The sequence below is a fragment of the Camelimonas fluminis genome (genome assembly GCF_014656355.1).
Classification (GTDB): domain Bacteria; phylum Pseudomonadota; class Alphaproteobacteria; order Rhizobiales; family Beijerinckiaceae; genus Camelimonas; species Camelimonas fluminis.
The window spans coordinates 33,602-53,775 of sequence record NZ_BNCG01000012.1 but is presented as its reverse complement, the minus strand read 5'-3'; the positions used below and the strand labels follow the sequence as shown (position 1 = coordinate 53,775).

Annotated in this window: 17 protein-coding genes; 11 read left to right on the top strand and 6 right to left on the bottom strand. The window is 66.2% G+C overall.

Annotated elements, in window-relative coordinates; all coding sequences use genetic code 11:
• The first annotated feature begins 42 nt into the window (after window positions 1-42).
• Complete coding sequence (locus tag IE243_RS13750; protein ID WP_191319970.1) at window positions 43-708, top strand: L,D-transpeptidase; 666 nt, start codon at window positions 43-45, stop codon at window positions 706-708.
• An 86-nt stretch (window positions 709-794) separates the two neighbouring features.
• Here IE243_RS13750 and IE243_RS13745 read toward each other — a convergent pair whose 3' ends face one another.
• The 4 genes from IE243_RS13745 to IE243_RS13730 all read right to left on the bottom strand — a co-directional run bounded on the left by IE243_RS13745 (window position 795) and on the right by IE243_RS13730 (window position 4,550).
• Window positions 795-1,280 carry a GlcG/HbpS family heme-binding protein gene (locus tag IE243_RS13745; RefSeq protein WP_191319969.1) on the bottom strand — a complete coding sequence of 162 codons (486 nt, stop codon included), beginning with the start codon at window positions 1,278-1,280 and terminating at the stop codon, window positions 795-797.
• A 104-nt stretch (window positions 1,281-1,384) separates the two neighbouring features.
• A complete protein-coding gene (locus IE243_RS13740; protein ID WP_191319968.1) occupies window positions 1,385-1,993 on the bottom strand; it encodes a response regulator transcription factor in 609 nt (202 codons plus the stop codon).
• Complete coding sequence (locus IE243_RS13735) at window positions 1,990-3,528, bottom strand: sensor histidine kinase (RefSeq protein ID WP_191319967.1); 1,539 nt, start codon at window positions 3,526-3,528, stop codon at window positions 1,990-1,992. Before IE243_RS13735 ends, IE243_RS13740 begins: the two co-directional genes overlap by 4 nt.
• 113 nt (window positions 3,529-3,641) lie before the next feature.
• Window positions 3,642-4,550: an alpha/beta hydrolase gene (locus tag IE243_RS13730; RefSeq protein WP_191319966.1), complete on the bottom strand. Its 909-nt coding sequence runs from the start codon at window positions 4,548-4,550 to the stop codon at window positions 3,642-3,644.
• 366 nt (window positions 4,551-4,916) lie between these two features.
• On the opposite strand from IE243_RS13730, the gene IE243_RS13725 reads away from it, so the two are divergent.
• The 8 genes from IE243_RS13725 to IE243_RS13690 all read left to right on the top strand — a co-directional run bounded on the left by IE243_RS13725 (window position 4,917) and on the right by IE243_RS13690 (window position 14,781).
• Window positions 4,917-6,155 carry an acetyl-CoA C-acetyltransferase gene (locus tag IE243_RS13725; RefSeq protein ID WP_191319965.1) on the top strand — a complete coding sequence of 413 codons (1,239 nt, stop codon included), beginning with the start codon at window positions 4,917-4,919 and terminating at the stop codon, window positions 6,153-6,155.
• A gap of 380 nt (window positions 6,156-6,535) precedes the next feature.
• The gene (locus IE243_RS13720) at window positions 6,536-7,402 is read left to right on the top strand and encodes a helix-turn-helix transcriptional regulator (RefSeq protein WP_191319964.1); all 867 of its coding nucleotides are present in this window, start codon (window positions 6,536-6,538) and stop codon (window positions 7,400-7,402) included.
• Between the two features lie 154 nt (window positions 7,403-7,556).
• Complete coding sequence (locus IE243_RS13715; protein WP_191319963.1) at window positions 7,557-9,731, top strand: TonB-dependent siderophore receptor; 2,175 nt, start codon at window positions 7,557-7,559, stop codon at window positions 9,729-9,731.
• Window positions 9,732-9,787: 56 nt separating this feature from the next.
• Window positions 9,788-10,555 (top strand): alpha/beta hydrolase, encoded by a 768-nt coding sequence (locus tag IE243_RS13710; protein ID WP_191319962.1) that lies wholly within the window; start codon window positions 9,788-9,790, stop codon window positions 10,553-10,555.
• Entirely contained in the window at window positions 10,552-11,676 is a 1,125-nt protein-coding gene (locus IE243_RS13705; protein WP_191319961.1) for an ABC transporter substrate-binding protein, read from the top strand. The genes IE243_RS13710 and IE243_RS13705 overlap by 4 nt, the downstream gene beginning before the upstream one ends.
• Entirely contained in the window at window positions 11,673-12,740 is a 1,068-nt protein-coding gene (locus tag IE243_RS13700; protein WP_191319960.1) for a FecCD family ABC transporter permease, read from the top strand. Before IE243_RS13705 ends, IE243_RS13700 begins: the two co-directional genes overlap by 4 nt.
• On the top strand, window positions 12,737-13,582 hold the full coding sequence (locus IE243_RS13695) for an ABC transporter ATP-binding protein (protein ID WP_191319959.1): 846 nt from the start codon (window positions 12,737-12,739) through the stop codon (window positions 13,580-13,582). Before IE243_RS13700 ends, IE243_RS13695 begins: the two co-directional genes overlap by 4 nt.
• Window positions 13,583-13,659: 77 nt before the next feature.
• The gene (locus IE243_RS13690) at window positions 13,660-14,781 is read left to right on the top strand and encodes a siderophore-interacting protein (RefSeq protein WP_191319958.1); all 1,122 of its coding nucleotides are present in this window, start codon (window positions 13,660-13,662) and stop codon (window positions 14,779-14,781) included.
• 82 nt (window positions 14,782-14,863) lie between these two features.
• Here IE243_RS13690 and IE243_RS13685 read toward each other — a convergent pair whose 3' ends face one another.
• Entirely contained in the window at window positions 14,864-16,009 is a 1,146-nt protein-coding gene (locus IE243_RS13685) for an acyl-CoA dehydrogenase family protein (RefSeq protein WP_191319957.1), read from the bottom strand.
• 113 nt (window positions 16,010-16,122) lie between these two features.
• Here IE243_RS13685 and IE243_RS13680 point away from each other — a divergent pair, with 113 nt between their 5' ends.
• Entirely contained in the window at window positions 16,123-17,331 is a 1,209-nt protein-coding gene (locus tag IE243_RS13680) for an acyl-CoA dehydrogenase family protein (protein ID WP_191319956.1), read from the top strand.
• Window positions 17,332-17,542: 211 nt separating this feature from the next.
• Here IE243_RS13680 and IE243_RS13675 read toward each other — a convergent pair whose 3' ends face one another.
• Complete coding sequence (locus tag IE243_RS13675) at window positions 17,543-17,986, bottom strand: SRPBCC family protein (RefSeq protein WP_191319955.1); 444 nt, start codon at window positions 17,984-17,986, stop codon at window positions 17,543-17,545.
• Between the two features lie 190 nt (window positions 17,987-18,176).
• Here IE243_RS13675 and recQ point away from each other — a divergent pair, with 190 nt between their 5' ends.
• The gene (gene recQ, locus IE243_RS13670) at window positions 18,177-19,973 is read left to right on the top strand and encodes a DNA helicase RecQ (protein ID WP_191320027.1); all 1,797 of its coding nucleotides are present in this window, start codon (window positions 18,177-18,179) and stop codon (window positions 19,971-19,973) included.
• The last annotated feature ends 201 nt before the right edge of the window (window positions 19,974-20,174 follow it).

The following is a 20,174-nucleotide window of genomic DNA, read 5'->3' as shown; positions in this document are numbered from 1 at the left end:
CGCGCCGCCGGTTGCGGCCAATCCATACCCCAAGGGCACCCCATGATCCTGTCCGCCAGGAGCCGCGCGCTCCATGCCATCGCCGCCGTCAGTCTGGCGCTCGCTGGCTGCACGACCACCTCCAATCCGTCGTCCAGGGGACAGCCGCCCCTGGATCCGCAGCGCGCCATGGCGCTCGCGACCTACGCCGGGCGGACGGATGAGAAATTCCCTGTCCCGGCGGTCGATGTGACGCAGATGGAGACGCGCAATATCCGGCGTCAGGTGGCCTATCCCACGCCCCATTCGCCGGGAACGGTGATCGTCGACACCAAAAATCGCTTCATCTATCTGGTTCAGGAAGACGGCAAGGCGATGCGTTATGGCGTCGGCGTGGGCCAGGAGGGACTGGCGTTCAAGGGAAACGCCAATATCGGCCTCAAGCGCGAATGGCCAAACTGGGCGCCAACCTCCAACATGATCGCCCGGCAGCCGGAGCGCTACGGCCCCGTGGCCGGCGGCGTGAAGGGCGGGCCAGAGAACCCGCTCGGCGCCCGCGCGCTCTATCTCTACCGGAATGGCAAGGACACCCTGTTCCGCATTCACGGCACCAATGAGCCGGAGACCATCGGCCAGGCGATGTCCTCCGGCTGTATCCGCATGATGAACCAGGACGTCATCGATCTCTACAACCGGGTTCCAGCGGGATCGAAGGTCGTTGTGCTGTAAGACGCCGGGCGCGCGCGCTGGCTGACGGTCACGGCGTTGACCGGCGGCGGTTTCAGCGAACCGCCGCCGGTCTGTTTCCGGGCTGCTTACTGGGCGGCGTTGATTGCCTTGAGCCCGGCGAGCGCGCAGCCGGCGTCAATATCGCCGGTAGGGGCGCCGCCAACGCCGACGCCGCCGACCAGGGCCTTGCCGAACTTGATGGGCAGGCCGCCGGCCTGAATGACCATGCGCGCATCCATGTTGCGCAGCCCGTCATTGGCTGGCTTGGCGGCGATAAATTCAGCAATGCCGGCGGTGTCCCGGCCCATGGCGGCGGAGGCGAAGGCCTTGCCCTGGGCGCTCGACCCTGTGTGCGGGCCGGCGTTGTCGGCTTTCACCAGCACCTTGGTTGCGCCATCGCGGGCAACAATGGCGACGCTGACATTGTGGCCCTCGGCGGCGCAGGCCTTGAGCGCGGCGTCCGCCGCCTTGACCGCCAGATCGAGCGGCAGATAGGGCGCTGTCGGCAGATCCTGCGCGAAGGCCGGCAGTGGGGCGAGCAGCGTGGCCGCGAGCACGAGTTGACGGATCATCATGGTCTCCTTCCCGATAACTTGAGGGAGACTAGGCCGGTCGGCGCCGGCCCGGTATGCGTAGGCCTTGCAGGCGTCTCCGTAGTTCTACGGAGTCCCGGGTTCTATGGAGTCTCGCGCCCGTGAAGCCAGAGGCGGGTCATTTCCGCTTGCGATGTCGTGCCCAGCTTCGCCGCGATGGCGGCGCGGTGACTTTCCACGGTGCGCGGCGACAGGCTGAGCCCGCTGGCGATCTGGCGCGTCGTGAAGCCTTCGGCGATACGGTCAAGCACCTCGCGTTCGCGCGGGGTCAGGACGGCCAGCAACGCCAGCGTTTCAGCCCGCTCGGCCCGGCGATCGAGGGTTCGTTCCAGCACCTCCTGCCCTTTCTGTATGGCCTCGATCAGATCCTGCTCGTCCACCGGCTTCGACAGAAAGTCGACGGCGCCGTTGCGGAAGGCGCGCCGGCAGGCCTCGATGTCGCCATGGCCGGAAACAACGATCGTCGGCCAGTCAACGCCAAGCGCGTTGAGGCGCTCCTGCAACTTCAGCCCGGAAATGACAGGCATGCGGATATCGAGCACCAAGCACCCCGGCTTCAGCCCTGGCAGTCGGGCCAGAAAGGTCTGCGGATCGGCGAAACACATGGTGTCGATGTCAACGGTGGACAGGAGCAGGGCGAGCGCATGGCGCACCGCTTCGTCATCATCGACCAGATAAACCGGATGCTTCATGGCGTAGCCCCTGCCAAACCCTGACGCCGCGGCAGCACGACCCGGAAGGTCGCGCCGGATCCCCCCTCGACCAGGCTGATGTCCCCGCCAGCGCGCTCCACGAGGCGCTGGCTCAAGGCCAGCCCGAGCCCGGTTCCGTTGGCGCGGGTCGTGGTGAACGGCGTGAACAGGCGTCGCCGCAGTTCTTCTGAAACACCCGGGCCGTTGTCGGCGATCTCCAGCACCGCCTGCCGGGCGTCCTGCTGCAGCGTGACGGTCACCTGGCCCGCGCTGTCGCTCGCGGAGGTCGCCTCGACGGCGTTGCGCATCAGATTGAAAACCACCTGCTCCATTTCAATGGCGTCAGCGGCGACCAGAACGGCGTTGTCCGGGATATGGAAGGTCAGCCGCGTTCCGCAAGACGCGGCCAGCGGGGTCAGGAGCGCATGCACGTTTTCAATGACATCGCGCAGATCGCAGGCGGATCCAGGCATCTGCTGCGGTCGCGACCAGTTGCGGAAACGTTCAAGCATCGTGGCGGCGCGGCGCGCCTGCTTCACGGTGTCGTCAAGAACCGTCGCAAGACGCGCCATATCGCCCCGGTCCACCATGCGCCGACCGGCCTGGGCCTGGGCGAGGATGGCGGTCAGCGGTTGCGTCAGCTCATGGGCGAGGCCGCTGGCCATTTCACCCAGCGCATTGACGCGCGACGCATGAGCAAGGCGCGAATCCAGCGCGCTGATCCGCGCCTGCTCCATGGCCGCGCGGGTGCGCGCCCGCTGCCGTAGCGCCGATATGGCCGCCGTATAGCCGAGGCCCACGGCGGCGAGCGTGAAGCCGGTCAACGCCAGCGGGAAAATCTCCGCCATTCTGATCGCCACGCCGGTTTCCAGGATCAGCGGCTGGGAGGCGCTGTCCAGCGTTCGCGAGACGCGGATGGTTTTCGGCGCCGGCCCCGGAGCGAGCAGCGGCTGCCCGTCAGGTAACGAGAGGTTGAGAGAGACGCCAGGCCGCGACCAGTATGGGCTGGCGCCGCCCAGCAGTTTCGCGGCGTCGACGCCAAGCATCAACCCATAACGCGCCGCCGCGGAATTGGGGCTGCGTTTGATCATGATGTAGTGGTGGGCGCGCGTCGGATGGGGCAGCAGAACGATCTTGCCGTCGTGGACTTTGGCCGCCGCCCGGACAAGCTCCGCTGTCTGCGGATCGACGGGTTCCGTGCCGATGGGCTCCCCCCCGGGGTCAAGGGGAATGAGTTGCACCTCGTCAATACGGGGATAAAAGCGCGTGATGGTCGCGGCGACATCCAGAAACAGGTCGCGTCGGTCATCCGCCGCCGCGGCGGCAATGGCGGACAACGCCGTCAGGTGCGCGTCATGCTGGTCGGCGCGCTGGGATGCGAGCCGGTGCAGGGCGACGCTTTCCTGCTCAAGCGCAGCCACAATGGCGTGACGTTGGAAGACGAAGAGCGCGCCGGCCGCCGCGACCAGCAGGCAGCACCCGAGCAGGAATTGCCTGAGCGGACTTTCAAGAAAAGGGCGGCTGGCGCGCGTCATTTCAGCAGTCCTGCAATTCACGCGCAACGCATCACAACCGGACGATCGCGGCAAGCGGCGCCAGACGCCTGGATGGCCGGCGCCGCCAACCTGGTTCCGGGAGGCCCCTGGGATCAGGCCGAAGCTTGCGCAAGGCGTTGCCGCATCCACGCGCCAGTCTCGTCAATGGCGGTCAACGCCGACGGCAGGTAGAAGTGGAACAGCGGCCAGGCGTGCGGCATGCCCGCCGCAACATGCAGGCGCACGTCAATGCCCGTCATCGCCGCATTGTTGGCGAAAGTCACGGAATCAGAGAGCAGGACCTCCTCGCTGCCGACGTGAATGAGCATCGGCGGCAGACCGGAGAGATCAGCCCGCACCGGCGACGTTACCGGGTTGTCCGGTTTGCCGCCAAGATAAGCCAGGGCGACGCCAACAATGCCTTCACGGGTGATCATCGGATCCCGCTTGCCGACGCGCGCATATGATTCCGCCGTGGTTTGCATGTCGAGCCACGCACTGAGCAGGTAAGCGCCGGCAGGTTGCGGCAGACCCTTGTTCTTCAATGTCACCAGCAGCGCAGCGGCGAGATTGCCGCCGGCGGATTCACCGCCAACGATCAGGTTCTCTGGCCGGACGCCCTGTCCGAGAATGTACTGATAGGCCTTCAGCGCGTCCTCGACCGCCGCTGGATAGGGGTGCTCCGGCGCGAGGCGATAGTCGATATGATACGCCGTGACATTGGCCGCCGCTGCAAGGCGCGAGACATAATGGCGATGGCTTTTGATGCTTCCGAAAATGTGTCCGCCGCCATGCAAATAGAGCAGGACCTTGTCGCCAGGCGCGCCGGCGGGGGTGATTTTCTCAACTGGAAGCCCGGATAGTTCAAAGGTCTCGACCGCACAGTCGGGAGCCATGGGCACGGCTCCCATCTCGGCGTCGAACGACGCCCGCGTTTCCTCAAGCGACATTTGCGCCCGCGCCTCCATGCGGGTTGCGCACATCTGCCAGAATGCTTCGAGCTCGGGCGTTTTTTGCGCCATTGACGTTCCTCCCCGTGGATCTTTCGTTCATTGCCGAGTTTCAGCGGATCCGGTGGGAAATCAAGCCGGCAGGGCAACAACGCCTGCGATCATTGCGACGCATTTCCCCCGGGAGCCACGCTCATGCACGCTGCCTGGCGCTGCGCGACGGCTGGCTTGCGCCAACTTCCGCTGGAGCAATTTCCGCTGGAGCAACTTCTGTTGGAGACGGTGAGGGCATCATGCGCATTTGGGCGAGGGGGCGTGCAACTGGCTGGGGGCTGCGTGAGTAAATCCGTTTCTCATCGCCGCGCAGATGTCTATGCTCGCCGGCGCAATCCGGTTGACGGCTCGCAGGAGCCCCGGAAACGAAAGAGGAAACGCCAGATGACCGAAGCCTGGATTATCGACGCCTGCCGCACGCCGCGCGGCATTGGCAAGCACCCGAAGGGCGCCCTGTCAGAGATTCACCCCCAGCACCTCGGCGCCACCGTGCTCAAGGCCCTGGTCGATCGCAACGGCTTCAACACCGCCGACGTTGATGACGTTATCTGGGGCACCAGCGCCCAGGTCGGCCCGCAGGGCGGCGATCTTGGCCGCATGTCGGCGCTGACCGCAGGCTATGACGTGACCAGCAGCGGCGTCACCCTCGACCGTTTCTGCGGCTCCGGCATCACCGCCGTCAATTTCGCCGCAGCGAGCGTAATGTCGGGAATGGCCGACCTGGTGGTGGCCGGCGGTTGCGAGATGATGTCGATGCCGCTGCGCCGTGGATCGAGCGACGGCCCGCCGGTCATGGATCGCGGCAATCTTGAGCTGCGCGCCCTGCATCCGCAGACCAACCAGGGCGTCTGCGCCGACGCCATCGCCAGCATTGAAGGCATCACGCGCGAAGACACCGAGCGCCTGGCGCTGGAAAGCCAGCGCCGCGCCGACGTGGCCATCCGGGAAGGACGCTTCAACCGCAGCCTGGTCCCGGTTTACCGCCAGGACGGGACGCTGGCGCTGGATCATGAGGAATTCCCCCGGCCGGGCACCACGCTTGAGGGGCTGGCCGCGCTGAAGCCGTCCTTCGAAGCGCTGGCCGACATGCAGATCGATGATACCGGCGCCACCTACCGCAGCCTGATCCTGCAGAAGTACCCTGGGCTGAACATTGTGCCGATCCACCATCCGGGCAACTCGTCCGGCGTTGTTGACGGCGCGGGCGCGCTGCTGCTCGCCAGCCCGGAATACGCGAAGGCGCACGGCATGAAGCCGCGGGCCCGCGTCGTGGCCATGGCCAACCAGGGCGACGACCCGACGCTGATGTTGAACGCGCCGGTTCCTGCGGCGCGCCGGGTGTTGAAGAAGGCCGGACTCACGGTTGACGACATCGACCTGTTCGAGATCAACGAGGCTTTCGCGGTGGTTGCCGAGAAGTTCATCCGTGACCTGAAGCTTGACCGTGAGAAGGTCAACGTCAATGGCGGCGCGATGGCTCTTGGCCATCCGATTGGCGCCACCGGCGCGATGCTGATTGGCACGGTGCTGGACGAGCTGGAGCGGCGCGACCAGAAGCGCGGTCTCGTGACCATGTGCGCGGGCGGCGGCATGGCTCCGGCGATCATCATCGAGCGGATCTGAACCCATCAGGTCTTTTGATGTCCGCGAATGCGCCCGATCGTCCTGATCGGGCGCATTTCGTTGTTCTGGAGCCGGTTTTCAGCAAGGCGCGTTCGATCTGTCAGGGAAGGTTCGACGGTCAGGCGCGCGGATGCCGGTTGGGCCGGGTTGTTTCGTCCCAGTCAAGCCACGCGTCAGTCAAGCCAAGCGCCAGGCAGATCAAGCGCCAGGTAAATCGCGTCCCAGGTGAACCACTCGGGAATTGGAGCGAAGGACGGTGCTCCACGTTGAATGAGAGGCGCGCAGCCAGCATCCATTTCAATTTTGAATCGTTCTATATTATTGTTTTTAATTGTAAATTTCTTCCATCAGTGTATCCCGGGCCCGTCATGGGGCGAGTGATGCTGATGCAACCAATCCGGGACGCTGGCGCGATTGCGCCTGGCCTGAACCTGTTTTCGAGACAATTGCAGCTATCCGCTGGCGCGCTCGACGTTGTTGCTGGCGCGCAGACTGTCGGACCCATGCGGCGTGGCCTGAAGATCGGCGTTTTGCTGGATGGCGGCGTATCGCTGACGCTTGATAATCAGCCAACCTTGCAGATTCGCGGCGCCGCCCTGTTCATCGCGGCCAATGCCGGCAACCGGGTTCAGCAACGGGCGGGGTTGTCCGCAGGCGTCATGCGTTACGCCCTGACGCAGTTCGCTCCCGACTTTGTCGTGAATGAATTTGGTGGGCAGGCCGCCGGCCTGCTTGAGGCCGCCGGCCCCGATGACGCGCGCGTCTGGATCCGCCCCGCCGGCCCCGCCGTGCGTTCCGTCGCCCTGCAGATGGTTGCGTGTCCCGTGTCAGCGCCTTTGCGCCGGCTCTATCTCGCTGGCAAGGCGCTGGAACTGGCGACGCTGGCCCTTGACGAGATCGGCCGGGGCGACGCCGGCGGGCGGTCGCGTTTGTCGCGACGCACCCGCGAACAGGTGCTGGCGGCGCGGGATATGTTGCTGGCCGATATGCAGCAACCGCCCGGGCTGCCGGAACTTGCCCATGCCTGCGGTCTCAATCCGACCCGGCTGACCTCGGCGTTCCGCACGGAATTCGGCATGAGCGTCTTTGCCTATCTTCAGGAGCAGCGACTGCTGCGGGCTCACGCAATGATCGCGTCAGGAGAGGTCAGCGTCGCATCCGCCGCGTTCCATGTGGGATATACGCCAGCCTATTTTTCGGTGCTGTTCCAGAAACGTTTCGGAATATCGCCAGGCAAGCTGCGGTAAAGCCAAGGCTGTTTCCCGTACTCTGGATTCATTTGAAATTCTGTCAAAAGAAATACTGCCGGAATCGAAAGTCGACCGCGTTGCCGGCATTTGCGCGACCATGAGACAACCCCGCCAACAGAAGGCCGCGCCAGCGGCGCGCAAGGGTAAGGTCATGGCACGAGCAATCCTGGACAATCGCAATGCCCTGATGACGGGCGCCGCCCTGGCGGCGATCGTCGCAGGCTGGTCGGGCGCGGCGTGCGCGCAACAGGACGCCGCCATCAATCTCGATGCCATCAGCGTTCAGGGCGAGAGCGCGACCGGCCCGGTGAATGGCTATGTCGCCCGTCGCAGCAGCACGGCGACCAAAACCGACGCGGCCATCATGGAGACGCCGCAATCCGTCACCGTGGTGACGCGCCAGCAGATGGATGACCAGGCGGCGCAGACCGTGGGCCAGGCCCTGCGCTACACAGCGGGCGTTCTTGGCGAAACCCGGCTCTCCGCCGGCCGTTACGACAGCGTGTTCGTGCGCGGGTTCGGCGGCTCCGGCAGCGGCGCTGGCTATGTGGGCTATCTTGACGGGCTCCGCTATCTGCGGGGCGTCAACTATCTGGTGCCGGCCTATGATCCCTGGGGGCTCGAGCGCATTGAGGTTCTGCGCGGACCCGCCTCGGTGATCTTCGGACAGGTCAAGCCTGGCGGCATTGTCAACATGGTCAGCAAGCGCCCGCGCGACGTGGCCCATGGCGAAGTCCAGTTGCAGACCGGCAGCTATGGGCGCGCCCAGGCTGCGTTTGATATTGGCGGCCCTGTCAACGCCGACAAGACCCTGCTTTACCGGGTGGTCGGCCTTGGTCGCGCCGCCGATACCCAGGTCGACCATACCCGCGAGGAGCGCATATTTATCGCGCCGTCGCTGACATGGCGTCCCACTGACGCCACCAGCCTGACCATCCTGGCTTCGTACCAGCGCGATCCGGAAACCGGCTTTTATGGCTTCATTCCTGCGGTCGGCACGGTCCTGCCAAGCCGGGCCGGCCGCATTCGCAGCAATTTCTTCCCCGGCGAACCGAACTTCGAGGGCTACAGCCGCAACCAGGCCAACCTCGGTTACGAGTTTTCGCACCGGTTCAACGACGTCTTCACGTTCCGTCAGAACGTGCGCGTTTCGGATATGCAGTCCAACTTCCGCACCGTGGCGGTCGCCGGCATTGGCGCGGACCAGAAAACCCTGAGCCGCCGCGCCACGGCGTTTGATGAAAAGGCGCAAACGGCGACCATCGACAACCAGTTGCAGGCGGACTTCGCCACGGGCCCATTGACGCACAAACTGCTGCTGGGCGCTGACGCCGCATGGACCGACGGCTGGTCCAACGGCGGCTTCCCGGGCGTGGTCCAGACGCTCGATTTCACCAATCCCATCTATGGACGGCGACCGTTCTCCCTGTCCCAGAAAACCCTGACGACGCAGACAACAAGCCAGTATGGCGTCTATGCGCAGGACCAGATCAGGCTGGGCCGGCTGATGTTGCTGGTCGGCGGCCGTTTCGACTGGGCTGAATCAAGCACGCGCGATCACGCCAAAAACGCCATCACCCGCCAGAACGATACGGCGCCGACCGGCCGCGTGGCGCTGATGTACAATTTTGACAATGGTTTCGCGCCCTATGTGAGCTACTCGACCTCGTTTGAGCCGTTGGCTGGCGTCAGCTATGGGGGGCAGGCGTTCAAGCCAACCGAGGGCGAGCAGTACGAGGCGGGCTTCAAATACGAGGCTCCTGGCTCCAACATTTTCTTCCAGGCCGCCGTCTACCAGATCCGCCAGACCAATGTGGCGACCACCGACACGGCCCATCCCGGTTTCCAGGTCCAGACCGGAGAGATCCGTGCGCGCGGCGTCGAGCTGGAGGCGCGCGCCACGGTGCTCCGCAATCTCGATCTGGTCGCCGCCTACGCCTATACCGACGCCGAGGTGACGAAGAGCGCCGGCGCCGATCTGAACAGACGTCCGCCGGTCGTGCCGCGCCACATTGCCTCGCTCTGGGCGCACTATACCTTCGACAACGGCGCGCTGGCCGGCCTCGGGCTCGGCCTGGGCGTCCGCTATGTGAGCAAGGGCGCAGGCGATGCAGGCAACACCTTCTGGGTCCCGGCCTATACGCTTGCCGAGGCGGCCATCAGCTACGATTTCGGCGTGGCGCGGCCGGCGCTGAAGGGCTGGAAGATCCAGGTCAACGCCCACAACCTGTTCGATAAGGAATATATTTCCGGGTGCTATTCCGCCACGGGTTGTTCTTTCGGACTGCGCCGTACGGTGCTGGCGACGCTGTCTTACAAATGGTGACGCGCGCGCGCGCGGAGGCGCCGTTTGTCCTGCCGGGGGCCAGAGAGTTCGCATACGTGGCGCGTGACGGCGCGGCGTACAGCCTGCTGATTCATATCCCCGGGACGCCGCCGCCGGCGGCCGGATTTCCGCTCATCATGCTGGTTGACGGGCGCGCGTTGTTCGCCGCCGCCGTAATGGCGATGCGACTGCAGGCAGGTCGTCCCGGGGTCACCGGCGTCGGGCCGGCGGTGATTGTCGGCGTCGGATACCCGGGCGACGCCCTGTTCGACGTCGGGCGCCGGGCTGGCGACCTGTTGCCGACGGCCGGTGGGGCTGACCGTTTTCTCGCCACGCTGCTTGACGAGATCCTGCCGTGGGTCGGGCGTCTGGCGCCGCTGGATGCGACGCGGCGGGCGCTCGCGGGTCATTCCTTCGGCGGTCTGTTTGTCCTGCACGCCCTGTTCGCCAGGCCGTCGGCCCTGGCCGCCTTCATTGCCGGCAGCCCGTCCATCTGGCGCGGCGCTTCCCCCCTGCGCGCGGCTGAAACGCGTTTTATCGCGCGGCAGGATGGAGTGCGCCCACGCCTGCTGGTTACCGTGGGGGGCGACGAACAGAAACGCCGCGTGGACGACAGCCCGGAGCGCGCCGCGCGGCGCATCATGGCGCGCATGCACGACAACGCGGCTGAACTGACGCAACGTTTGTCCGCGAGTGGGGCGGCGACGTGCACATTCACGGTCTTTCCGGATGAGAACCACATATCGGTGATACCGGCGATGCTGTCGCGGGCGGTTGCCTTCGCCCTGGGCCATACCCGGGCAAGTGGAGAATGCAGCCCATGAGCCCAGGTTTTTCCCGCCGGTCGTTTGTTCTCGGCGCCATGACGGCGCCGCTCGTGGCTCGCCCGGCGAAAGCGCAGGTGGGCGCGGTCAGCGCCACGGATGCGCTTGGACGCACGGTGACCTTGCCAGCGCCCGCCAGGCGGATCGTATTGGCCCAGGGGCGGCAGCTGAATTCGCTTGGCTTCATCCATCCCGACCCGGTCTCGATCCTCGCCGGTTGGGGATCCGATTTCGCACGCCAGATTCCGGACGCTTACATGCGCTACAAGACGCGATTTCCGGCGATCGCCCATGTCCCTGTGGTCGGCGATGGGGCCACGCCGGGCGGGTTTTCGCTGGAACGCACCGTGGCGCTGGCGCCAGACCTCGTGCTCGCGCCGCGCGGCGGGGCTAACGCCGGGGCGGGGCATGGCGATCTGGTCGCCCGACTGGAGGCGGCCGGCGTGCCCGTCGCGGTAGTGGATTTCTTCAACCAGCCGCTCACCGACACGGTTCCAAGCCTCAGGGCGATCGGCCGCCTGACCGGGCAGGATGAGCGGACGGAGCGGTTCGTCAGCTTCTACGAGGGGCGGTTGCGACGGGTCGCCGGCAAGATCGCCAGGGCGCGGCGTCCGCGCGTGTTCATGCATGTCCACGCCGGCGGCACGGAATGCTGTTCTTCGCCCGGGCGGGGCACGCTGAACGATTTCATCCAGGCGGCCGGTGGCGACAACGTCGCCAGCGCGCTGTTGCCTGGCGCATCCGGGCAGATCAGCCTCGAACAGTTGCTGGTCGCCAACCCCGACTGTTACGTGGCGACCGGCGGCCGCCATCTGGAAAAGAGCGGCGGTCTGGTTCTGGGGCTTGGCGTCAGTCGCGCGGTCGCGGAGGAAAGCTTCGCCAGGCTGCTGGCGACGCCAGGCATCGCGGCGCTTGGAGCGGTTTCCGGGCAACGGGCGTTCGGCCTCTGGCATCTGTTCAACGACACGCCCTTGCACGTGGCGGCCATCGAACGTCTGGCAGGCTGGCTGCACCCGGAATCTTGTGCTGACCTGGATCCCGCCGCCACCCTGGCCGAGGCCGCGACATTCTCGGCGATCCCTCTGGATGGCGCGCTCTGGGTTGGGCCGGGGCGGTCATGAACGCAGGCGGACGCGACAATCTGAGCGGTGAAGGTGCCCGCGCCCTGGCGCTGTATGGCGCCCGGTTGCGCTGGCGCGCGCTGCTCGTCGCCGGGCTCGGCGCGCTGGCCTTTGCCGGTCTGCTGGTCGACATGATGACAGGCCCGGCCGGCCTGACGGCGACGCAGATATGGACGGCGCTGACGCTGGGAGACGCGGAGCGGGCCGTTCAGGTCATCGTCTGGCAGGTGCGATTGCCGGTGGCGCTGATGGCGGTGTGCGTCGGCGCGGCGCTTTCCCTTGCCGGCGCCGAGATGCAGACCATCCTCGACAATCCGCTCGCCAGTCCGTTCACGCTTGGCGTTTCCGCCGCTGCGTCCTTTGGCGCGGCCCTGGCCATCATCCTTGGCCTGGGCCTGAGCTTCGCGCCGGCTGGCGTCGCCGTTTCGGTCAACGCTTTCCTGTTCGCGTTTGGCTCGGTGCTGTTGTTGCAGGCGCTGGCGCGGCGGGCTGGCGGCGGTCAGGAGGTGCTGGTGTTGTGCGGCATCGCCCTGGTGTTCACTTTCAACGCCTTGCTGGCGCTCGTGCAGTTTCTGGGTACGGCGGACGCCCTGCAACAGTTCGTGTTCTGGAGCATGGGCAGCCTCGGGCGGGCTGACCTGCGCGCCGTGGCGGCCATGAGCGCGGCGCTCGCCGTGACCCTGCCGTTTTCCCTGGCCGCATCGTGGCGCATGACGGCGCTGCGGCTGGGGAGCGAGCGGGCGGCCAGCTTCGGGGTGAATGTTGGACGTCTGCGGTTCCTGTCGCTGTTGCGCGCCAGCCTGCTGGCGTCCACGGCGGTTGCCTTCGTGGGCGTGATTGGCTTTGTCGGTCTGGTCGGCCCGCATATCGCGCGGATGCTGATTGGCGAGGATCACCGCTTTTTCCTGCCGGCCAGCGCGCTCACCGGCGCTGTCGTGATGTCCTTTGCGTCCATCGCCAGCAAGATGGCGGCGCCTGGGGTGGTGTTGCCGGTCGGGCTGGTGACCTCGCTGATCGGCCTGCCGGTGTTCCTCGCACTGATCCTGCGCCGGAGGAACCCATGAACCCGGAGGCGGCGGCGTTCACCATCACCGGCGTCAGCATCGGCTATCCGGGGCGACCGGTGATTGACCAACTGAGCCTGTCGCCCTTGCCGCCGGCCAGCGTCACCACGCTTGTCGGTCCGAACGCAGCCGGAAAATCGACGTTGCTGCGTGGCGTCGCCGGGCTGTTGCCCGCTCGCGGCGTGGTGCGGCTTGGGGATCTCACGCTGTCGGGCGCGACGCGCGGGGCATGGACGCGGCGCGTTGGCTTCATGCCGCAAACATTGCCGGCTGGCGCGCGTCTTCTGGCGCTGGAATCAGTCGTCGCGGCGCTCGCCGCCAGTCAGCCGGATGAAGGCCTGTCCCTGTCGCAGTCCGCGATGCGCGCTCGCGCCATGGCGACCCTGGAGCGTCTCGGCGTTGGGGGGCTGGCGCTCGAACCGCTTGACGCGCTGTCCGGCGGTCAGCGTCAGCTCATTGCCCTTGCTCAGGCCATTGTGCGCCGCCCCGCCGCCCTGCTGCTTGACGAACCGACAAGCGCGCTGGATCTGCGGCATCAGGAGCAGGTGATGCGGGTGGCGCGCGATCTGGCGACAACCGGCATGATGGTGATTGTGGTGCTGCATGATCTTGCCATGGCCGCCCGTTGGGGGAGCCACATGGTGGTGCTCAGCCAGGGCAGGCTCGCCGCGGAGGGGCCGCCCGACCAGGTGCTGACGTCCGCCTTGCTGGCGCGGGTCTATGGCGTCGACGCCCGGGTGGAGCGCTGTTCGGCCGGGCGGCTACAGATCATGGTTGATGGCGTCATTGATCACGGCTCTTCCCGATCTGGCGCGCCGCCGCCGTCGCTTCCGCCCCCCTGACGCAATGTTTCGCATGGCGCGCCGCTCCCGACCAAAGACGGGAGAGCCGCCGATCCGCCCCCGTTTGAGGATGTCTCATGTTCACCACGCGCGGCCATGTCCCTGTTTCCGGACCGTCCAGACTGCTGGCGCGAGTTTGCGCGCATCTGGCCGACCACGGCGTCTCCGTCGCTTTGGCGAATGACGCGGCGCAAATTGTGCTCGGCGCGGCGCATGGATGCGTCCGCGTTGCCGGCGTGGGGCTTGAGGCGATGGTTTCTGCGCCGGATCTCGGCGCCTTGCGCGCCTTGCGGGCGGCGATCGCCAGCCATGTTCTGGAGTTCGCGCCGCCCGGGGTGGAGGTTGTCATGACCTGGGAAGGGGATGGCGCCGGGGAGGCGCCGCCGCCGGACTTTCGTCTGCTGACGGTGATGGGGACGCAGACGCTGACCCCGCACATGCGCCGCATCCACTTCCACGGCGAGGACCTGGGCCATTTCGATACGCTGGACGCGCTGCATGTGCGCCTGTTCATCCCGCCGCCCGGCGTCGCCGCGCCCGCCTGGCCGTTGATGGACGTGAATGGACGCCTGGTGGAGCAGCCGGCGGATCGCCGGCCGGCAATTCGCAAATACACCATCCGCAGCATCGACACTGGCGCCGGTGATCTCGCCATCGACTTCGTTCTGCACGACGACGCCGGGCCAGGCGCGGCTTTTGCCGCCACGGCGCGCCCCGGCGATGTGATTGGCGTCGCCGGTCCGGGCGGACGCGGTCTGCGGCAGGCGGAGCGATATGTGTTTCTGACGGACGAAACCGGACTGCCCGCGGTCGCCCGCATGCTGGAGGCGTTGCCGGACGACGCTTCAGGGCTGGTGATGGCCGAGGTGGCGGACACCGCCGGGCGCCAGCCATTGAAGGCGCCGGCGGGCGTCACCGTAACCTGGCTCTATCGCGGCGGGCAGAATGCGTCCCGTCTGGCGGACGCATTCGAAACGCTTGCCTGGCCGGAGGATGGGCCAGGCGTCTACCTGTGGGCGGCGTGTGAGCATGCGGCAGCCCGTCTGATCCGCGCCAGCGCCCGGGCGCGCTTGCGGTCCGGGCGGGATCAACATCTCATTGTCAGCTACTGGCGCAACGGGATGGCCGAAGAGCAGCACGCCAGCCACAAGCTACAGGAACAGAAGGGCGCGGCCGCAGCCGATCCTGCTCCGGTTTGACGCAAGCGCGGCGACCAGCGCCGCCGCCAGAGCGGCGCGCCAGCAAATGGCGGGCGGCGGGGCATTTCACAACGACGCGCCGTCAGGCGGCGCGGCCGGGCATCAATCGCATGTGGCGTTGCAGGTGCCAGTCGGCGCGGCCATGTTCGGTCTCGATCACGGTGGCGCGCTTGAAATAGTGCCCGATCGGCAACTCGTCGGTCATGCCCATGCCGCCGTGCAACTGCACGGCGTTCTGGCCGACGAAACGGCAGGCATTGGCGACGGTGACTTTCGCGGTGGACGCCGCGGCGGCGCGCTCCCGGGGCGACGCCTCAAGCCTGAGCGCCGCAAACATGGCGGCCGAGCGCACCTGCTCCACCTGCAGGTACATGTCGACCATGCGATGCTGCAGCGCCTGGAAAGACGACAGCCGCTTGCCGAATTGCTTGCGCTCCTGGCAATAGGCGATGGTATCGGACAGCAACCGCTCCAGCAGTCCGGTGGCCTCGGCGGCCTGCAGGACGATGGCGTGGTCGCGAACCCATTCCAGCAACGGCAACGCCTCGTTCGCAGCTCCCGGCAGGGCGTCGCCGGCCGCATGGACATTTTCAAACGCGAGATCCGCGGCCCTGCGACCGTCGATGGTGGGGTAGGCGTTGAGCTTCAATCCGGGTGCATTGACGGGAACCAGAAACAGCGACAGGCCTGTCTCATCGCCCCGCTGTCCGGCGGTTCGCGCCGCGACGATGAGATGATCGGCCCATGGCGCGGTTGTCACCACCGATTTGGCGCCATTCAGGCGCCAGCCGCCGTCGACAGCGACGGCTGCAAGGCCGATGTCGGCGAACTCCGAACGCATGTCCGGCTCTTCAAAGGCCAGCGCCACGCGCGCTTCGCCGGCGAGGATGCGCGGCAGCAGCGCCTGCGCCGCCGGCCCGCCGGCGCGCTCAAGCAGCGGGGCGGCCAGGAAACAGGTTTCGGCAAGCGGTTCAATGACCAGCGCCCGTCCCATTTCCTCCATCACCACCATCTGGTCGGCGAAGGCGCGGCCAAGGCCGCCCGACGCTTCCGTCACAGCCATGCCGGCAAGGCCGAGATCGATGGCAAGGGCGCGCCAGATGTCCGCGCGGAACCCCGGTTCGGCGCGCGAGGCGGCGACACGGTCGGAAAAAGCGTACCGCGCTGACAGCAATCCGGCGACGGCGCCCTTCAACAGGGCCTGCTCTTCTGTTGGCGCGAAATCCATTCTTCACTCCCGCTTTTACCTCCGCATCGCATCATTTGACCGGACAATCAAATGCGATATGACCGGAGTGCGCGTGGCGCGGGCGCCGGCGGCGTTGGAGGAAAAAGACTGCCATGTTGTGGACCGACGCTGATCAGGCTTTCACCGCGGAAGTACGCGCTTTCTTCGACGCCGAGCTGACCGACGACCTGCGCGCCGCTGGTCGCTGGATGACCAGCGTCTATGGCGACCATGACGCATCCATGGAGTGGCAGGCGCGCCTGCATCGCAAGGGATGGGCCGCGCCGGCCTGGCCGCGCCGTTATGGCGGTTGCGAATGGAGCGTGACCCAGCGTTACATCTTCAGCCGCGAGCGGGCGCTCGCCGGCGCGCCGCCGCTCTCGCCCATGGGCATCGCCATGTGCGGGCCGGCGCTGATAGGTCATGGCAGCGAGGAGCAGAAGGCGCATTTTCTGCCGCGCATGCTGTCCGGCGAGCATTTCTGGTGCCAGGGCTATTCCGAGCCGCAGGCTGGCTCGGACCTCGCGGCGCTGGCGATGACGGCGCGTCGTGACGGCGACAGCTTTGTCTGTAACGGAACCAAGATCTGGACCACGCACGCCAATGTGGCCAACTGGATTTTCTGCCTGGTCCGCACCGGACAATATGACGTCCCGCAGCGTGGGATCACCTTCCTGCTGATCCCCATGGATGCGCCCGGCGTCACCGTGCATCCGATCGTCATGTCGTCGGGGGAGCGCATCCAGAACCAGATCTTTTTTGAGGACGTGCGCGTTCCGGTTGCGAATGTGGTTGGGGCCATCGACGACGGCTGGACTGTCGCGAAATACCTTCTCGAGTTCGAGCGTGGCGGATCGGCCTATGCGCCGGAACTGCAGGTGCGTCTGGCGCGCATTCGCGAACTGGCGGCCGGGGGGCTGCGTCCGCTGATCAGCGACCCGCTGTTTGGCGCCCGGCTCGCGGCGGCGCAGATGCGCGTGGACGTGCTGGAGAGCTATGAATTCCGCGTGCTGGCGGAGGCGGCCCGGGGTGGTCGCCCTGGCGTGGCGGGCTCCGCGATGAAAATTCTTGGCACCGAACTCAGTCAGCACCTCACCGAACTGGCGCTTGAGGCCGCGGGCAGTTACGGCGTCGCCTTCCAGCCAGCGGCCGGAATCGCCGGCGGCCCCAATCTGATCCCGCACCTGACCGATGACGTCTTCGGGCCCCGCGCCGCAGCGATCGCTCCGCTCAAATATCTGAACGACCGCGCCGGCTCGATCTACGCCGGCTCGAATGAAATCCAGCGCGGCATCATTGCGAAGGCGCAGCTCGGTCTGTAAACCGGCGGAATCCATGAATTTGACATTTGCTCGCCGCATGACGCGAGGGTGGGCGCAAATGTCAAATTCGCTTCGCCAGGCTGACGCAGCGTTTTGTGGGCGCGGTGGCGCGTCGTCGCGCAGTTTTGACCGGTTTCGCGGAGTTTCGCCTGGAGCATTTTCGCGAAATGCGGAGTCCACATTCCGGTGAACCGGTTTTCACCGGAATGCGCTATTCGCTGATCTCGGGCTCCACAAGCCGCGCGAGCTTGTACAGGGATTCCTGCCAGCCGAGATAACAGGCCTCCAGCGGGATCATGTCCGGAACGCCCCGTTGCTCAATATTGACCTCAGCGCCGACCGATACGGCTTTCAGCTCCACGGTGACAGTCATCTCGCCGGGCAGGCCCGGATCATCAAATTTGTCCGTGTAGACGAGACGTTGACCCGGAACGAGCTCCAGATAGGAGCCGCTGAAGGCGTGGCTATGTCCCGTGGTGAAGTTGCGGAATGACATGCGGTGACCGCCGCCAACCCTGGCGTCAAGCTCATGGACCGTGCAGAGGAAGCCAAATGGCGGAAGCCAGCTGGCGATGGCGTCCGGTTCGACAAATGCGCGATACACTTTTTCGGGGCTGGTTGCGATGACGCGGTGCAAGCGGACGACGCCGGGCATGCTCTCCTCCTTTTGTCATGGCTTGTGCCGGCCGGGCTGCTTCTTCGGCCGCCGCATCCGGTTCTGTCTGGGAAACGCTAGTCCGTGAATGGGGCGGGAACGGGGGCGCCGCTGGCGAACGGGCAAAAACCGCATGCATCGCGGCGAAGCTGCTATGAAGGGACTCTCGTGATTCCCCAAGTTGCAGCCGATGACCGCCGCCCTCGACATTCTCAAGACCGTGTATGGCTACGATGCCTTCAGGGGACCGCAGGCGGACATCGTCGCCCACGTCATTGAGGGTCATAACGCCTTCGTGCTGATGCCAACGGGCGGCGGCAAATCGCTTTGCTACCAGATCCCCGCGCTTGTCCGGCCTGGCATGGGGCTGGTGGTTTCGCCGTTGCTGGCGCTCATGGCTGATCAGGTGACGGCGCTGCGGCAGGCGGGGGTGCGGGCGGCGGCGCTGAACTCGGATCTGCCGTGGGAGGAGCGGCGCCTGCTGTGGCGCGACATTCGCGCGGGCGGGCTCGATCTCCTTTACGTGGCGCCGGAAACGTTGCTGCGGCCTGACGTGCTGGAACTGCTGGATAGCGTGAAGCTGTCCGTTATCGCCATCGACGAGGCGCATTGCCTGTCGCAGTGGGGGCATGATTTCCGGCCGTCGTACCGTCAGCTTGACGCGGTCGCGCAGCGTTTCGCCGATACGCCGCGCATGGCGCTGACGGCGACGGCGGACGCGCCGACGCGCGCGGAAATTCTGTCGCATCTCGCCATCGCCGAAACCGACGCCTTCATTGCCGGGTTCGACCGGCCCAACATTCGCTACGCCATTGAGGAAAAGGACAATCCGCGCGCGCAGCTCAAGGCGTTTCTCAAGCGTCACGAGGGTGAAAGCGGCATCGTCTACTGCCTGTCAAAGCGTAAAACCGAGGAAACCGCCGCCTGGCTGCAGAGCCTCGGTTACGATGCGCTCGCCTATCACGCGGGCATGGACAAGACGGCGCGCGAGGCGAACCAGTTGCGCTTCCAGTATGGCGACGCCGTCATTATGGTGGCGACCGTGGCCTTCGGCATGGGCATCGACAAGCCGGACGTCCGCTTCGTCGCCCATATCGATCTGCCGGGCAGCATCGAGGCCTACTACCAGGAAACTGGCCGCGCCGGCCGCGATGGCCTGCCGTCCGACGCCCTGATGCTCTATGGCTACGAGGACATTGCGCTTCGCAGCCGCTTCATCGAGGATTCCGAGGCGCCCGAGCCGCGCAAGCGCATGGAGCGCCAGAAACTTGATGCGCTGCTGGGACTGGCCGAAACGGCCGGCTGTCGCCGACAGGTGCTGCTGTCGTATTTCGGCGACCATGGCGCGCCATGCGGCAATTGCGACACCTGCGCCGAGCCGCCTGAGCTGTTTGACGGGGCTATCGCGGCGCAAAAGGCGCTGTCGTGCATCTATCGCACTGGCGAGCGCTTTGGGCAGGCCTACATTGTCGACGTGCTCCTCGGCGTCGACAATGAACGCATCGCCAGGCTCGGTCACGACCGCATCTCCACCTTCGGCATCGGCGCCGAGCACGATAACCGCACCTGGCGGGCCATCCTGCGCCAGTTGATCGCGCTACGACTGGTTGACGTCGACCTTTCGGGCCATGGCGGTCTGTCGATCGCGCCCGCCGGCCGCGATTTCCTGCGTGAACGGCCGGCCCTGATGCTGCGCGCGCCAGCGCCGCCCCGGGCCAGACGTCCCAAGGCGGCGTCTGGCGCGGCCAGGTCCGCCGTCGCCGATGTGGATCAGGAACTGTTCCAGGCGCTACGGCGCAAACGCGCCGAAATCGCGCGCGCGCAAAGCACGCCGCCTTACGTGATTTTCCACGACAGGACCCTGATCGAGCTGGTGTCGGCGCGGCCGACATCGCCCGCCGAGATGGCGAAGGCGCCGGGCGTCGGCGAAGCGAAGCTGGAGCGCTACGGCGCCGCTTTCCTGGCTGTGATCGCCGAGCATGGATGACGGAGCGGCCTCAGGCGGAGCAGGTCGTCAGGTCGAACGGAATATTGTCATATCTTTGCGGTAACGTTCCCTGATGCGCCATGGTTGCGGCCATGCTGGAACCCGCTCCTGCCGGCCTGTTGCGTTTCCGGTGAAGCCTGGCGGCGTCCGGGCGCCAGCATGAGGTTCTCCAATGTTCTACCCTGGGCCCGGCCGACATCG

Coding starts and splice junctions, on each gene's coding strand:
- IE243_RS13750 (WP_191319970.1), top strand. CDS start 43: ATGATCCTGTCCGCCAGGAGCCGCGCGCTCCATGCCATCGCCGCCGTC.
- IE243_RS13745 (WP_191319969.1), bottom strand. CDS start 1,280: ATGATCCGTCAACTCGTGCTCGCGGCCACGCTGCTCGCCCCACTGCCG.
- IE243_RS13740 (WP_191319968.1), bottom strand. CDS start 1,993: ATGAAGCATCCGGTTTATCTGGTCGATGATGACGAAGCGGTGCGCCAT.
- IE243_RS13735 (WP_191319967.1), bottom strand. CDS start 3,528: ATGACGCGCGCCAGCCGCCCTTTTCTTGAAAGTCCGCTCAGGCAATTC.
- IE243_RS13730 (WP_191319966.1), bottom strand. CDS start 4,550: ATGGCGCAAAAAACGCCCGAGCTCGAAGCATTCTGGCAGATGTGCGCA.
- IE243_RS13725 (WP_191319965.1), top strand. CDS start 4,917: ATGACCGAAGCCTGGATTATCGACGCCTGCCGCACGCCGCGCGGCATT.
- IE243_RS13720 (WP_191319964.1), top strand. CDS start 6,536: ATGCTGATGCAACCAATCCGGGACGCTGGCGCGATTGCGCCTGGCCTG.
- IE243_RS13715 (WP_191319963.1), top strand. CDS start 7,557: ATGGCACGAGCAATCCTGGACAATCGCAATGCCCTGATGACGGGCGCC.
- IE243_RS13705 (WP_191319961.1), top strand. CDS start 10,552: ATGAGCCCAGGTTTTTCCCGCCGGTCGTTTGTTCTCGGCGCCATGACG.
- IE243_RS13700 (WP_191319960.1), top strand. CDS start 11,673: ATGAACGCAGGCGGACGCGACAATCTGAGCGGTGAAGGTGCCCGCGCC.
- IE243_RS13695 (WP_191319959.1), top strand. CDS start 12,737: ATGAACCCGGAGGCGGCGGCGTTCACCATCACCGGCGTCAGCATCGGC.
- IE243_RS13690 (WP_191319958.1), top strand. CDS start 13,660: ATGTTCACCACGCGCGGCCATGTCCCTGTTTCCGGACCGTCCAGACTG.
- IE243_RS13685 (WP_191319957.1), bottom strand. CDS start 16,009: ATGGATTTCGCGCCAACAGAAGAGCAGGCCCTGTTGAAGGGCGCCGTC.
- IE243_RS13680 (WP_191319956.1), top strand. CDS start 16,123: ATGTTGTGGACCGACGCTGATCAGGCTTTCACCGCGGAAGTACGCGCT.
- IE243_RS13675 (WP_191319955.1), bottom strand. CDS start 17,986: ATGCCCGGCGTCGTCCGCTTGCACCGCGTCATCGCAACCAGCCCCGAA.
- recQ (WP_191320027.1), top strand. CDS start 18,177: ATGACCGCCGCCCTCGACATTCTCAAGACCGTGTATGGCTACGATGCC.